This window comes from Paenibacillus sp. ov031, from assembly GCF_900143165.1.
In the GTDB taxonomy this organism is placed as follows: Bacteria; Bacillota; Bacilli; order Paenibacillales; family Paenibacillaceae; genus Paenibacillus; species Paenibacillus marchantiae.
Map to the genome: position 1 here is coordinate 126,941 of NZ_FRDO01000007.1, position 15,063 is coordinate 142,003.

17 protein-coding genes are annotated in these 15,063 nt (G+C 47.1%); all 17 read right to left on the reverse strand.

Going from position 1 to position 15,063, the window contains the following annotated elements; genetic code table 11:
- Positions 1–66: 66 nt before the first annotated feature.
- The 17 genes from BUA17_RS24335 to spoIIIAE all read right to left on the reverse strand — a co-directional run bounded on the left by BUA17_RS24335 (position 67) and on the right by spoIIIAE (position 15,051).
- Positions 67–555 carry a hypothetical protein gene (locus tag BUA17_RS24335; RefSeq protein WP_240321473.1) on the reverse strand — a complete coding sequence of 163 codons (489 nt, stop codon included), beginning with the start codon at positions 553–555 and terminating at the stop codon, positions 67–69.
- Positions 556–636: 81 nt separating this feature from the next.
- Entirely contained in the window at positions 637–1,482 is an 846-nt protein-coding gene (locus BUA17_RS24340; RefSeq protein ID WP_072735302.1) for a TlyA family RNA methyltransferase, read from the reverse strand.
- 68 nt (positions 1,483–1,550) lie between these two features.
- Positions 1,551–3,458 carry a 1-deoxy-D-xylulose-5-phosphate synthase gene (dxs, locus tag BUA17_RS24345; protein WP_072735303.1) on the reverse strand — a complete coding sequence of 636 codons (1,908 nt, stop codon included), beginning with the start codon at positions 3,456–3,458 and terminating at the stop codon, positions 1,551–1,553.
- A 281-nt stretch (positions 3,459–3,739) separates the two neighbouring features.
- On the reverse strand, positions 3,740–4,645 hold the full coding sequence (locus BUA17_RS24350) for a polyprenyl synthetase family protein (RefSeq protein WP_063565704.1): 906 nt from the start codon (positions 4,643–4,645) through the stop codon (positions 3,740–3,742).
- On the reverse strand, positions 4,638–4,895 hold the full coding sequence (gene xseB, locus BUA17_RS24355) for an exodeoxyribonuclease VII small subunit (RefSeq protein ID WP_063565703.1): 258 nt from the start codon (positions 4,893–4,895) through the stop codon (positions 4,638–4,640). Before xseB ends, BUA17_RS24350 begins: the two co-directional genes overlap by 8 nt.
- Positions 4,885–6,249 (reverse strand): exodeoxyribonuclease VII large subunit, encoded by a 1,365-nt coding sequence (gene xseA / locus BUA17_RS24360; protein ID WP_072735304.1) that lies wholly within the window; start codon positions 6,247–6,249, stop codon positions 4,885–4,887. The genes xseB and xseA overlap by 11 nt, the downstream gene beginning before the upstream one ends.
- Positions 6,250–6,258: 9 nt before the next feature.
- The gene (gene folD / locus BUA17_RS24365; protein WP_063565702.1) at positions 6,259–7,116 is read right to left on the reverse strand and encodes a bifunctional methylenetetrahydrofolate dehydrogenase/methenyltetrahydrofolate cyclohydrolase FolD; all 858 of its coding nucleotides are present in this window, start codon (positions 7,114–7,116) and stop codon (positions 6,259–6,261) included.
- 50 nt (positions 7,117–7,166) lie between these two features.
- Entirely contained in the window at positions 7,167–7,619 is a 453-nt protein-coding gene (gene nusB, locus BUA17_RS24370; RefSeq protein ID WP_063565701.1) for a transcription antitermination factor NusB, read from the reverse strand.
- A 195-nt stretch (positions 7,620–7,814) separates the two neighbouring features.
- On the reverse strand, positions 7,815–8,048 hold the full coding sequence (locus BUA17_RS24375; protein ID WP_053784412.1) for a DUF2273 domain-containing protein: 234 nt from the start codon (positions 8,046–8,048) through the stop codon (positions 7,815–7,817).
- A gap of 14 nt (positions 8,049–8,062) precedes the next feature.
- The gene (amaP, locus tag BUA17_RS24380; RefSeq protein ID WP_064636741.1) at positions 8,063–8,602 is read right to left on the reverse strand and encodes an alkaline shock response membrane anchor protein AmaP; all 540 of its coding nucleotides are present in this window, start codon (positions 8,600–8,602) and stop codon (positions 8,063–8,065) included.
- A 148-nt stretch (positions 8,603–8,750) separates the two neighbouring features.
- Positions 8,751–9,161 (reverse strand): Asp23/Gls24 family envelope stress response protein, encoded by a 411-nt coding sequence (locus BUA17_RS24385; protein WP_024630996.1) that lies wholly within the window; start codon positions 9,159–9,161, stop codon positions 8,751–8,753.
- A gap of 227 nt (positions 9,162–9,388) precedes the next feature.
- Positions 9,389–10,732 (reverse strand): acetyl-CoA carboxylase biotin carboxylase subunit, encoded by a 1,344-nt coding sequence (gene accC, locus BUA17_RS24390; protein WP_063565699.1) that lies wholly within the window; start codon positions 10,730–10,732, stop codon positions 9,389–9,391.
- Between the two features lie 55 nt (positions 10,733–10,787).
- Positions 10,788–11,252 (reverse strand): acetyl-CoA carboxylase biotin carboxyl carrier protein, encoded by a 465-nt coding sequence (gene accB, locus BUA17_RS24395; protein WP_063565765.1) that lies wholly within the window; start codon positions 11,250–11,252, stop codon positions 10,788–10,790.
- Between the two features lie 139 nt (positions 11,253–11,391).
- Positions 11,392–12,231 carry a SpoIIIAH-like family protein gene (locus tag BUA17_RS24400; RefSeq protein ID WP_072735305.1) on the reverse strand — a complete coding sequence of 280 codons (840 nt, stop codon included), beginning with the start codon at positions 12,229–12,231 and terminating at the stop codon, positions 11,392–11,394.
- Between the two features lie 66 nt (positions 12,232–12,297).
- Positions 12,298–12,936, reverse strand: coding sequence for a stage III sporulation protein AG (gene spoIIIAG, locus BUA17_RS24405; RefSeq protein ID WP_063565697.1), 639 nt, complete (start codon positions 12,934–12,936; stop codon positions 12,298–12,300).
- Between the two features lie 15 nt (positions 12,937–12,951).
- Positions 12,952–13,830 (reverse strand): stage III sporulation protein AF, encoded by an 879-nt coding sequence (spoIIIAF, locus tag BUA17_RS24410; RefSeq protein WP_072735306.1) that lies wholly within the window; start codon positions 13,828–13,830, stop codon positions 12,952–12,954.
- A gap of 30 nt (positions 13,831–13,860) precedes the next feature.
- The gene (gene spoIIIAE / locus BUA17_RS24415) at positions 13,861–15,051 is read right to left on the reverse strand and encodes a stage III sporulation protein AE (RefSeq protein WP_063565695.1); all 1,191 of its coding nucleotides are present in this window, start codon (positions 15,049–15,051) and stop codon (positions 13,861–13,863) included.
- Positions 15,052–15,063: the final 12 nt, after the last annotated feature.

A 15,063-nucleotide genomic window follows, 5' to 3' on the forward strand; every position in this document is an offset into this window, starting at 1 on the left:
TAACGTTTGCCATCCTGCAATTCGTTCATTCGTTATATAAACAACTTTCAGGTTTCATAACTACCCTTAGTCCAGATCATCTCCATCATATACGTCTTCCTGATAGTCCATGAGCCTGATTACCTTGATATCCGATTCCTCCAAGTCCACATACAACAACCCTTCACAGCCGGGATATAACAATAAATAATACAGGAAGCGGTCTCGCAGGGATGGCCCAGTAAGTTCAAGAGGTTGCCTGCGACGGGACGTCTTCACCAGATATCTCTCATCATCACGCTCTGCTACATAATCAATGAACAGCCTGCTGTAATAAACGGATTCATCCGCTTCAAAGGCTAAAGGAATTTTCATTTTACCTCCGATGACTTCATATCCTTCCGCTTCAAGCAGATCCACTGCGGGTGAATCCTGAATTTCTAAATTCAGTTGCATACCCGACAAGTTTACTGGAATCGGACGATTAACCCAATTCCGAAAGCCAGAGAACAGCCATAAAATTAAGCAGACAGCAAGTACACCAATAACAATTGTGTCATATTGCCCATCCATCATCGCTCACCTCGAAAACATATTCGAGATTCGACAACCGATTTCCTTTTAGAATGTCACCTTTCCAGCGAAAAGAAACCCATCCTATGATGAGTTTCCTGTAAAAGTATGGGCAGCTTCCCTTGCAACTTGATCTGCAAGTGCATCAAGTGAAGCCTGAACGTTCTCTTGTTGTGTTGCCTCTGGTTCTTCCAGACGCCAGTGAGCGAGAAATTCAATATTTCCTTCTCCGCCTGTAATCGGCGAGAATGTTAAACCTTTTAGCTTTAATCCAAGCTCATTTGCGAAACGAAGCATCGTCTGCAAAACGTCCTTGTGAACCTTAGTATCACGAACGACGCCAGACTTGCCGACTTTCTCACGGCCTGCTTCAAACTGAGGTTTAATTAACGCCACAATATCTGCCGGTTGCTTTAGAAGTGCCAGCAACGGCGGCAAGATAATTCTCAGCGAAATAAAGGATACATCAATACTAGCAAAATTCGGCACAGGTCCATGAAGATCTGCGGGAGTCACATAACGGAAATTGGTTCTTTCCATTACAGTAACCCGTTCATCATTACGGAGTGACCAATCCAGCTGGTTATATCCTACATCTATGGCATATACATGAGATGCACCATGTTGTAGGGCACAATCAGTAAATCCACCAGTGGATGAACCGATATCAAGCATCACAAGTCCATTCATATCGAGATCGAAGTGACGGATCGCTTTTTCAAGCTTTAATCCGCCTCTACCGACATAGGGATGTACTGAACCCTTTACTTTAAGTTCGGCTTCCCGTGGAATCTTCATGCCCGCTTTTTCAATCCGCTCATTGTTGGCATATACCAGTCCAGCCATGATTGCAGCTTTTGCCTTCTCACGACTTTCGTAGTATCCCTGCTCAACCAGCAGAACATCAATTCGTTCTTTCGGGAGTGACATGTCTTTCTCCTATCATGTAGTAATCCTAATTAATCAATAATGTGTTCCAGTTTCTCTGATTGTTCCAGTTATGAAGGAAACCGAGTTCTGGACATACCATATGAAGATTGGGCTGCCAAACTGCGCAGCTCCGAACTCACATTCTCGACCGTGAGTCCCACTTCAGCTCTTTGATCCTCAATACTGCCATGTTCAATGAATCGATCCGGAATGCCCATCAGCTGTACATGAACATCATGCAGTCCTTGTTCTGCGTAAAACTCCAGAACTGCACTGCCCATACTGCCTGCTTGTGATGCTTCTTCAAGCACAATTAACTTCGTGCCTCGAACTGCTAGATCACGCAGCATCTGCTCATCAAGCGGCTTAAGGAAGCGGGCGTTTATTACGCCAACCGTAATACCTTCTCTTTTAACCGTCTCTGCAGCTTCTTCAGCAAGCTGTACCATTGACCCCGAAGCGATGATAGCATAACCTTCAGATGGACGAAGCTGTTCCCATGTACCGATTGGAATCGGAATGAGTTCATCATCAAGGGGCACGCCTACAACATTGTTTCGTGGATAACGATAAGCAATCGGGCCTTCATTATATTCAAGCGCCGTCTTCATCATATGGCGCAGTTCATTCTCATCCTTAGGCATCATCAGAACGATATTCGGAATATGACGCATAAACGCCACATCGTACACACCTTGATGCGTTTCACCATCTGGACCGACAAATCCGGCACGGTCAATGGCGAACATGACATTGGCATTATGACGACAAATATCATGTACAATCTGATCATAAGCACGTTGCATAAACGTCGAATAGACGGCAAATACCGGCTTCAACCCTTCCATTGCCAGTGCTGCACACATGGTTGCTGCATGCTGTTCGGCAATACCCACGTCAATCATGCGATCAGGGAATTCTTTACTGAAAGGAATGAGACCTGAACCTGTTGGCATGGCTGGTGTTACCGCAACAATTCGTTTATCCTGCTTGGCAAGATCAATCAACGTTTTACCGAACACTTCCGTATACATCGGTTTGCCTACAGCCTTAAGCACTTGACCTGATTCAATTTTGTACGGAGAAATTCCGTGCCATTTGTGTGAATCGGCCTCAGCTGGCTGATAGCCTTTACCTTTGGTTGTCAGTACATGAACCATTACAGGACCATCGACGTTATCCGCCTGTTTGAACGTTTCAATCAATTTCGGAATGTCGTGTCCATCAATGGGTCCCAAATAGGTGAAGCCCAGCTCTTCGAACAGAACTCCTGGAACCATCATGTATTTGACACTATCTTTAATCCAGCTCGCCGATTTGGCCAAACGATCCCCTATGGCAGGAATTTTTTTAAGCATTCCCTCCACATCATCCTTGGCTTTCAGATAATGGCGATCCGAACGAATTTTGCTCAAATATTTATGCATAGCCCCGACATTCGGAGCAATGGACATTTCATTATCATTGAGGATAACCATCAGCTTTTTCTGTTCATGACCGATGTGATTGAGAGCTTCAAAGGCCATACCACCTGTAAGCGCTCCATCCCCGATCATCGCGATAACCTGATTGTCTTCACCTTTAAGATCACGGGCAAGCGCCATGCCCATCGCAGCAGATAACGATGTGCTACTGTGGCCCGCTTCCCATACATCATGTTCACTCTCGTTACGTTTAACAAATCCACACAAGCCATTATGCTGACGAAGTGTATCGAAGCGATCCATCCGTCCTGTTAGAACTTTGTGCACATAAGCCTGATGCCCTACATCGAAAATCATTTTGTCCACTGGACTGTTATAGCAGTAATGCAGGGCTACCGTGAGCTCAACCACTCCTAAGTTGGGTGCGAGATGGCCCCCTGTAACGGACAGCTTCTCAATCAGAAACTGCCGGATCTCTGCCGACAAAAGAACGAGATCATCCTGAGACATCGACTTTAGATCACTGGGTTGTTTAATTTGTGGAAGCAGCACGAGAATCTCCCCGCTTTCCTAGATTGTTTGATTTGGTGTAATCCATATATACACAGTTTATTAAATGACATTAAAACATTATAACATAAAAGAACAAGAATCATAATTTACGGCACTATACTCCTGATAACGAGCATTTTCGCCAGCAAGGTTCGTATGATCTTCCTCAATATGTATTCCCAAACCCACTTGGAACAGACTCTCTTCATGAAGCCCAGAAAAAGCACATTAAATTGATTACACGATTCTGGGTGATTTGAAACAGAGACGCTCAACCAAAACTAATGATCTCGACTCATCAGATAATCTGCAATCTCCATCAGTCTCGAAGGGTCAGGTAACTCCGCTCTGCCAAGTGCATCTTTCGCAGATTGCGTAAGGGACTTCACCTCTTGAAGAGAGGCATCCATACCAATAAAATAAGGGTATGTAACCTTTTGCTGATTCACATCACTTTGCGTCTTCTTGCCCATTTTCTGCTCGTCACCCGTCAGGTCGAGAATATCGTCCTGAATCTGGAAAGCTAACCCCAGATCTCTGCCAAATACGCGCAGCGCCTCCAACTGTCCGTCTGTCGCACCACCAATACGTGCGCCCGCAATGAGAGAAAACACAATTAAATCTCCGGTCTTGTGCAGATGAATATATTGCAATTGGGCAAGATCTGTCATGCCCTGTTCGCCTTCCATATCAGCCACTTGTCCGCCAACCATGCCTCTTGCGCCAGCCAATTCCGACAATTCCTCCACAATGGATAACAATGCGTCTGCTGACACACCACTGCGACGACCTGCCTGAACAATACTATAAAAAGCGTGCGTTAAAAGTGCATCGCCAGCCAATATAGCTGTCGCTTCACCAAATACTTTGTGATTCGTTAATTTTCCCCTGCGATAGTCGTCATTATCCATGGCAGGCAGGTCATCGTGGATCAACGAATACGTATGAACCATCTCCACGGCGCAGGCTACCGGCAATGCAGCTGTACGCTGTGCACCGAAGGCTTCCGCCGCAGCAACGACCAGAAGTGGACGAAGGCGTTTGCCCCCGGCCATAAGTGAATACTGCATCGCGTCAGCCAGTGACTGAGGCACATCCCAGTGAACAGGAAGAGTCTGCTGCAACTCTCCCGTCACCTCAGCTGTGACTTCCTCAAGATACGTTTCAAACGAAGGACGATTACTCATTGACTTCACCACTTTCGTCGACGGCAGCGCCGAACGGTTTCTTGCGAAGTTCCCCATCCTCTTCTACGATCATCTCGATCTTACGTTCCACTTGTTCTAACTTCAAACCACAAAGTTGGGAAAGTTTCATTCCGCGCTGAAACAAATCGATGGCCTGTTCCAGTGGAACATCACCATGCTCAAGCTGACCTACGATGTCTTCCAATGCCGCCATTGCCTCTTCAAAATTCAATTCCGGTTCATTCGCCATGGGTATTGTCGTCCTCCTTCATTCCCCAAACCTGACAGTCCAACTGTCCGTCTGTTAATTTAATCTTTATCGAATCTCCAGGCTGTACATCCTTCATCGATTTGATCAATCGTTGCTCCTGTTCGTCATAGACAAGGCTGTATCCGCGTGACATAACTTTGAGCGGGCTAAGCGCATCCAAATGACGTACAGATGATTTCCACTGCTGCTGCTTCGCTCTCGCAATGGATCGGATTGCAACCTCCAGTTGACGCCGGGCTGATGCATTCTCCCGTCTTGCTGCATTCACCTGTTCACGAGGATTGAACCGCTGCAGCGCTGCACGCAAACGTTCCTGTTTCTCGGTTGTCCATTTCATACGTGTATCTACAGTTCGCAGAAGACGTTGTTGCAGCATATCCAGTCGCTCCGTATGCTGCATTAAGGTACGTCTGGGATGCACAAGCACAGGTGAGCGTTGCAATCTGGCCAGTCGCTCGCGATTATGAACAGCACGCTGACGTAAACTGTGCTGCAGCTGACGCTGGCGCTGAGCGATCTGATCAAGCAGCTCAGCTCGATTGGGTACTGCCAGTTCGGCAGCAGCCGTAGGTGTTGCCGCACGTAGATCAGCAGCAAAATCGGCAATCGTAAAATCCGTTTCATGCCCAACGGCTGATATCACTGGAATGGCCGAACCCACAATCGCTCTTGCCACGATCTCCTCATTGAAAGCCCACAGCTCTTCCAGTGATCCGCCGCCTCGTCCGACAATCAGCACATCGGCTTCACCCATTCGGTTCAGGTTATTGATGGCCTTCACAATGGAAGGAGCTGCACCTTTACCTTGAACGAGTACAGGATACAGAATCACTTGGGCAGAAGGATATCTGCGTTGCAATGTAATCATGATATCCCTTACCGCTGCACCTGTAGGTGAGGTTACCACACCAATCGTCTGTGGAAAACGGGGAATCTGCCTTTTCCGTGATGTAGAGAACAGTCCCTCGTCCTCCAGCTTTTTTTTCAACTGCTCATAGGCCAAGTACAGACTTCCAATACCGTCCGGTTGCATGTGTGTAGCGTAGAATTGATATTGTCCATCCCGCTCATACACCGAGACATTACCACGAGCAATAACCCTTGCACCCTCCTTCGGTACAAAGGGCAATCGTTGATTATGGGAAGCAAACATAATGGACTTAATTCGGCTGTCCTTGTCCTTCAATGTAAAATACATATGACCGCTGGAGTGATGTGTAAAATTGGAGATCTCTCCGCGCAGCCATACATCCGACAGTACCTGATCCGATTCTAGCTTCATCCGGATGTATCGGTTCAGGTCTTTGATGGAATAGATCTTTTGATCTGCCACAGATTCGACCTAGGCCAATCCGTGAGCGCGTTTGGCCGCGATCAGTGTATTTTGCATTAACATAGTGATTGTCATTGGGCCAACGCCTCCAGGAACCGGAGTAATTGGGCCAGATACCATCTTCACGCTCTCGAAATCTACATCTCCTGCCAGTTTTCCGTTATCCAGACGGTTCATCCCCACATCGATTACAACGGCACCCGGTTTGACGAAATCGGCATCCACAAAGTTTGCACGTCCGATAGCAACCACAAGAATATCTGCCTGACGCGTAATCTCTTTCATGTTCGCTGTACGGGAATGACACATCGTTACCGTTGCGTTCTCACGTTGAAGCAGCAAGGATACCGGTTTGCCGACAATGTTGCTGCGTCCGATGACTACGGCATGTTTGCCTGACATTTCAAGACCGGTACGCTTGATCAGCTCGATCACGCCCGCAGGGGTGCATGGCAACAGACTATCGTCACCAATGACGAGGTTCCCCACATTAACCGGATGGAATCCATCCACATCTTTGTCCACGGCGATCGCATCGATTACCGCTTTCTCTTCGATATGCTTCGGTAATGGGAGCTGAACCAAAATTCCGTTAATGGATTCCTGTTTGTTCAGCTTGTCCACCAGCGCGAGCAGATCCTCTTGGGAGGTGCTTGCATCCAGACGATGAACTTCGGAATAGAAACCGAGGTCGTGACATGCTTTTTCTTTATTACGCACATATACTTGGGATGCCGGATCTTCCCCGACGAGCACAACAGCCAGACCAGGTACTACCCCCTGTTCGCTAAGCTGTTTTACTTCTGTCGTCATGCTTGCGCGGATCTCTTGGGATACTTCTTTACCGTTAATAATAGATGCTGTCATTGTACTCTCTCTCTCCCTTATGTGAACATATAATTAAGTGACTCACAAAATTAAGACAGTTTTGCTTTAATCGTGCTGACTTCCTGAATCATACGCCCAAGTACGCCGTTAACGAACTTACCGGATTCATCTGTACCAAAATACTTGGACAATTCAATCGCTTCATTGACGGATACTTTTGCCGGAATATCATCACGGAACACCATTTCATACGTTGAAAGCCGTAGGATCTGGCGGTCTACACGTGACAGACGGCTAATCTGCCAGCCTTTCAAATAATCGACCAGTAATCCGTCAATCGCTTCTTTATTGTTCCATGCGCCCTGTACCATTTCGGTCACGTAGGTACGCATTACATCTGCATCATGAATAACCACTTCGGTTTCATTGTCTTCAGCGGCTTCATTAATCAACATATTCACGGCTTCAGCTGCGCCCACTTCATTCATTTCCATCTGATACAGACTTTGTACTGCAATTTCCCTTGCCAAACGTCTTTTCATGTCCTGCCTCCTGCAGCGCTCCCTGTGGAGCGTCATCATGCTTATTTTAAAATATAAAATCTTTGATGGAATCAGAGATCTTATTATATTGTTATCCCTTTTCACAAAAAAACCTGCAATCGTTTCCTCCAAAAAACGGGCAACCTAAACTACAGCTCTATTTTCGGAAGAAACATATTGCAGGGTTCAGGTGGCTCACTTAAAGGGACGCCAGCGATCGCCGAGCCATTGCCCCCATTCCCTCCAGGGAATGAACGAGCCCAGCTTCGAGTCGCTTCGTCTGCCTAACGTATAACCTATGAACACCAAGAGTGCAAAGAACAACATATCCCAAAAACCGATCCATACATAAAGAAATCCAAAAAAGATGCCGCCGACAATTCCGGTAATTCGGCCTCTGTGACTATCCCAAATCTCTCTCCACAGCATCAGTGAAACTCACCTCATTCCACTCGACTCTTGTAGTTAGGCGACTGGGTAACGTTGGCAATATACACGGTGACAAAAGAAACCGGGATACCCGTAATCTCATGTACATGATCATGTATTGCCTTCTGCAGATCGGCTGTCAGCGTCGGGATTGGCGTCTCGCCATCCACTACAGCGCGAATCATAATTTCCAGTCCAGATTCAACCACACGAATACGAGCTTTGACATCACGTACTCCCCGGAAACGGGAAGTCGCTTTGAGACAGAGATTTTCAATCGTTTCCATCGAAATCTGCACATCACCATACTCGGTACGTTGATCTACAGACGGCAATGAAGCACGATCACGCCGAACCGAGATGTAGAAAAATCGCAAACTCAGGATAAACAAAATCGCTGCGGCAACAACCGCCGCAATAATGACGTTTTGTTCCTGCTGGTAATTCAATTCGTAAGGCAGCACACCACTGATAAGAAGTATGACTGCTGCCGATATTGCTCCAACGCTTATGCTGTATATAAACAACAGAAGCCGATCCAGTATTTTAGCCACGAACTGCACAGCCTCCCTTGCTCACTAACATGGCTTAACCTGCCCTTTGGCAAAAGGATGATCCTCCGGTGCAAGCTTCCGCTTTTTATGAAGACCTGTCCAAGACGGGATAACCCCCGGCAGTGATGCCGGGGGAATCTGTCTTCTTTTATTTTACGCGCTGACTGTTCAGGTCAATTTCTTCAACTTTCTCGGTGCTCTTGAACTGAACGTCATGAATGTGCACATTAACTTCATTCACATTCAATCCTGTCATGTTCTCGATGGAGCGCTTCACGTTCTGTTGAATTTCAGTAGCCACCTGTGGCAGACGGTAACCATATTCAATAATAACGGAAACATCCACAGCAGCTTCACGCTGACCTACTTCAACCTTAACGCCTTTGGAAAGGTTTTTGCGACCAAGCAATTCAGCAAATCCACCAGCGAATCCGCCGCTCATGCCTGCAACACCTTTGACTTCAACTGTAGCCAGTCCAGCAATCACTTCAATAACTTCAGGTGCGATCTGGATTTCACCGATATCCGTTCGTTCAAATTCTGTCGGCAGTGTACTCATAACTGTTCAACACACCTTTCGCGAAATAAGTTTGCGGCCATCCGTCAGGGCGCTGGTACTCAGGCCAATCTGGCCTTCAGAACCCTTCCGGTCCGGCTTTACCGGAACTCCTGCAACCCTTCATCCGCGTATGTGCGGCGGCTTATCCTCTGCAGGAGACATGCGCTCTTATTATTACATACTATATCATTTGGGCTACATTATGACAAACAAGCCCAATATACCTTTTAAATCTCATTTTCCTCAAGAAATTTGATATCAAAGTCACCCCGAACGAACGTTGGATGCTCCAGCAATTTCTGATGAAAAGGAATCGTTGTGGAGATGCCTTCAATCGCAAACTCAGCCAATGCACGCTTCATCTTCGCGATGGCCTCTTCCCGGTTTGCTCCCCATACGATCAATTTAGCGATCATGGAGTCGTAATAAGGAGAGATCGTGTAGCCCGGATAAGCTGCACTATCTACACGTACACCCGGTCCTCCTGGTGCAAGGTAGAAACCAATTTTGCCTGGTGACGGCATAAAGTTACGGTCTGGATCTTCTGCGTTGATACGGCACTCAATGGACCAGCCATTGATCACAACATCTTCCTGACGGAAAGAAAGCGGATTGCCTTCAGCTACCGAGATCATTTCGCGGATCAGATCCACTCCTGTAACCATTTCCGTTACAGGGTGTTCTACCTGAATACGTGTATTCATTTCCATGAAATAGAATTCACCGTTAGGGCTGAGCAAGAACTCAAGTGTACCTGCTCCCGAGTAATTCACGGCAAGCGCTGCCCGTACTGCGGCATCTCCCATCAATGTACGCACTTCTTCAGAGATGATAGGACAAGGTGCTTCTTCCACGAGCTTTTGACGTCGACGCTGAACGGAACAATCACGCTCGCCCAGATGCACTGCATTTCCATGTTTGTCTGCAATGATCTGAATCTCCACGTGCTTCATGCCTGTCAGGAATTTCTCCAGATATACTCCGGCATTGCCGAAAGCTTTCTGTGCTTCCTGCTGGGCAGCTGTAATTTGTTTGATCAACGTCTCTTCATCTTCAGCAATACGAATCCCTTTACCTCCACCACCAGCAGTAGCTTTGATAATGACAGGATATCCAATATCTCTAGCAATCATAATGGCTTCATTCATATTTTCAACCAAACCGTCGGATCCCGGAATTACAGGTACACCTGCATCCTTCATCGTTTGTTTGGCAACAGCCTTATCACCCATTTTGGTAATGGCTTCCGGAGAAGGGCCGATGAACGTAATATTGCAGGAACCACAGATTTCTGCAAAATCAGCATTCTCTGCCAGGAATCCATAGCCTGGGTGGATCGCATCACATTCCGTCAGTGTAGCTACACTCATCAGATTTGTGAAGTTTAGATAACTGTCTTTCGAAAGTGTAGGCCCGATACAATACGCTTCATCTGCAAGACGAACATGCAGGGAGTCTTTATCCGCTTCCGAATAGACTGCTACCGTCGAAATGCCGATTTCACGACAGGCACGAATAATACGTACCGCAATTTCGCCACGGTTCGCAATCAGTATTTTTTGAAATTTCATTTCGTTATTGTCCTCCTTCGAAGCTCATGCAGTTGCCGTTATGCGGCTATAACCGTTATTCCGGTTTCACCAGGAACAGGGGTTGTCCATACTCAACCAGCTGTCCGTTCTCAACCAGCACTTCAACGATTTCTCCCTTGATGTCAGCATCAAGCTCGTTCATCAGCTTCATCGCCTCAATGATACATACCGTTGTTTTCTCAACAACTTTATCACCAGCGCTTACAAAAGGACCTGCTTCCGGCGAGGAAGCTCTGTAAAAAGTACCCACCATCGGAGATACAATTTTATGTAAATGACTTGTAGTATCGACTTGCGGAGCAGCCTCAGCTACAACTGCAGCCGGTTGCACCTGTGGTGCAGCAATCATTTGCGGTTGAATAGCAGCTGCCTGAACATATTCGGTTTTACCCGGTTTGCGAATCGACAACCGTGATCCTTCGTTTTCAATTTCCAACTCTTGAACGGAACTTTCATCTACCAGTTTGATCAGCTCTTTGATCTCACTCAATTTAAACATTTCCATTATTCACTCCTTCGGCATCATGCCAGTCTCACTAGGACGGTCATATGGCTTTATGTATTATATCATAATCATTAAAAATGGAAAGAGCCCGAGATCTAATCCAGCTCTCGGGGCTACTTTTCCATATTTTAGATTACTGTTCTGTCACATATTGCACGCTGATTTTATTTTGGGATACAGCCAGTTCTTTCATAACCAGATCCACAATGGAAACCGCCTGTTTTACATCCAATTTGTCACTGAGAACAACGACTTTATACTTGTCGGATTCCTCTTGAACGATGGCATTGGCAAACTGCTGCGACAGGGTTTCTTCAATACCATTGATTTTGGCTTCTTTTTCTTCCAGCGTACGAAGCTGCTCTGTTGCTTTGGCATTTTCTTCTGGCGTTTTGCTCAGATCGCCTGCAACGGTCATGAGTTCTTCATACTTGCGATTGTTACTTTCCTCACGCTGCCACTGGTAGTTCTGGAACTGGCTGCTCGCGGACGCCGCCGTATTCTGCTCCTCCATCTCCTTGAGGACGTCCTCATCTGTTTTCGTCGCACTGCCTTCTGTTCCGGTATTTGTCTCAGGAGTGGTTGCTGCGCCTTTGTCTGTCCCTTTCTCGTTGCCTTTACCCGCTTCACCTTGTTTCTCTCCCGATTCCGCAGCTGGTGATTTCTCGGTGTCTCCAGCTTCTTTACCGTCTACAACCGCAGGATTATCAACAGATTCAGTTGCCGTTTGCTCTCCTTCAGTTCCTGTAACTTCGCCGCCATTCACCACTTCATTCACAACCAAACCTTCTGTTGGATCAAGGATTCCAGCCGTTTCCTTCGCTTCTCCCTGCTTCATACTATCCACCTGCGTGCTGTCAGCTACAGGCGTATTAACCGGACCGGAATCTTCAGTGAACAGGTAGTAGGCGGACAAAATGACCATCAGACTCAGCATGGATACGAGCCATACCGTTTGACGTTTGTTATTCATTAGAACTTCCTCCTCGAATTGGCTTCATTCTTATGACAATCAAATCTTTTGATTCATGGTTCCGGACTAATCCTGCTTGCGCGGAACAACCGAAATTCGGTAGGCCGCAACATTCAGTCCTTTTTCCACAGCATCTGTAATCAGGTCCTTCACAACCTTGTTCTCTGCACCTCTGGCAACGACAAGCACGCCCCGGATCTGCGGTTTGAGCTTTTTCGTGACAATCGGTGTCTGATCCCCTGATATTTCATACGTAATAATCTCACCATCCCGGGTATATTGCGTCATATGTCGCTTGCCCCCGCTTGCATCCGTTTCTTCCGTGAGCTGCTGCGAATCCTTCACATTACGCTGTACAACAAGCTCCTCTGTAGAATCCACGGTAACCATCACATCAACAGTTCCCACTCCAACGATATTTTCCAGCACACCCTTGATCTTGTCCTCAAATGCGATCTCTATCGCCTGAAATGGATTCTGATCCGTCGGATCCGTCTGTATGGATGCCATGGATGTAGCCGGATCAGGAGGCTCGCGACCGATATTTTCGGAATCAATCTTTTTGACATTGACGAAAGAGTTGAACAGCATAATTCCGACTCCGATCAAACCAAGAATAATCAGCCAGCGAAAGGTTTGACTACGCCGTTGCCCACCTTCTCCTCCGCCGAACCAGCTTTCCATCTTTTTGAGCCATTGCCTCATCGGATACCCTCCTTCTTACAGCGCCGAAGCACTTTTCTTTTCTTTCACCTGTACTTTGTTTGCATCAATATCCCACTTCTCTGTCAACAGCGTAATAATTTGTACCGCTCGTTCAGATCGGGAGGACGTCTGTCCTTGCTGAGAGTTTGTCTCTGCTAGCTCACCCGACACAGGTGTGGAGTCAGCTTCCTGTCCATTTTGCGGCTCGTCAGAGTTACCATTGCCCACGCTACTTTCACGATTGCTGCCACTTTCCACTTCGATCTGTACTTCCGGGACCTCAATCTGACCAATCTCGATTGGCTCCTTTACTGGAGGTGATTCAGTGGCTTCGGATTCCGGGTCAGAGCCGAATATCGGTTTTGTAGCTCCCCCCGCTTCCTGTTGAGATGTATTGGAGTTGACTTTCCCGGCTGCTGTCTCACCCGACATCTCCACCAAAACATACTGGATCACTGGAAGTTCCACCGAAGAGGCCAAATCCGTCTCCGGCTGGCTTGTATCCATGGCGAGCTTTACCTCGACAGACTGCACTCTCTCCCCGGTTGTTTCTTCAATTTGCCCTTTCATTACGTTAGCCAGTTCTTTGGCTGTCCATTGCAGGGATTGTTCCTGTTCATTGGATTGCAGCCGCTTGCCCTGAGCCAAAATCTGTTCAAGTGTTACATTTCCATCCGATGGCGAATCCATGGCGGTCATCGCTCGCTTAAGCTCGCCAACCGGATCACTTTTCAAGAGCTTCGTTATGGGCGATAACAGGGTCAGCAGGATAAGAAGGCTCAGCACAAGCTTGACATAGCGTTCCATGGATCGATTGGGCAACAGCATATCCACGAAAGTCGCCAGCAGAACGATCATGATCAATTCCCGGAGCCAGCTGCTCAGCCACCCCATCCTTCCAGCCCCTTTCTCTCGAGCATCCCCTCATCTCATCATGACGGTCAGATTGCCTGCGGTTAGCAAGATTGTGATTGCCAGAAAAAACATCAGTCCGACGGCTGCTAGTGCCGCAAATACGTAAATCATGCTTTTACCTATCGCCTGCAGACATCCTACAATCGGCGTATCCCCTAGCGGTTGCATGATCGCGCCAGTTATGTTGTAGATCAGGGCTAGCGTCAGAATTTTAAGTGCAGGAAACGCGCATAAAAACAAGATGATGATGACACCCGTTAGTCCGATTGCATTTTTCACCAGCAGTGACGCTGTGATAACTGTGTCCGTTGCATCCGCAAACGTTCTGCCGACAATGGGGACAAAGTTGCCTGCGATGTACTTCGCTGCTTTCAGACTGACACCATCTGCCACGGAGCCCGATGCCCCCTGCACCGAAATTACGCCCAGGAACATCGTGAGCAGTATTCCGAGTAGAGCCACACTAATGTTCCGTAACAGGTCTGCCAGCTGTGTAAGCTTGTACTTGTCGGACAAGGAACTGACGAGATGTAATACGGCTGAGAAAAAGAGTAATGGGAACACCAGCATATGAATCAATGTACCAACCAGATGAATCATGAAAATGATAAGCGGATGGGTCACAGAAACGGTAATGACATTTCCCATTGAAGCCAGCAGTGTAAACAACAGGGGCACCATGGCCATCATAAAGTTGATCATGCTCGCTATGGCATCCTTGGCGTATCCAATCGCAACACTGAAGCTGTTTATGGCGATGATAATAATGACCATGTAACAGATGGAGTACGCGATTTTGCTAATATTGTTTTTCTCAAAAGCGGTCTGTAACGTCTCCAAAATCATACTCAGCACACTCAGCATCACAATCGTGACCAGAAGTTTGCCGTTATATAAAATCTCATGCAGCATGAAGGTCCCAATCGCTATAAACACCGATTTCAGGCTGAACCCTTCATTGCCAGGCATTAACATATCCATAAAGGAAGGCGTTTTTCCTTCCGGGAAAAAACCACCGTATTGTTGCATGAGTTGGTCCCAATATTTTTCCACCTGATCCTTGGGAAGCTGGTCAGCCTGCTGCTGCATCCACTCTCCCGAGGGAGAACCGGCGAATACCTGTCCCATGATTCCAAACAGAAAACACAGCGTCAGCACGAAGGTAAGGCGCCACTGCGGCTTGTGATGCATCATTTTCATATGAAGTCCGCA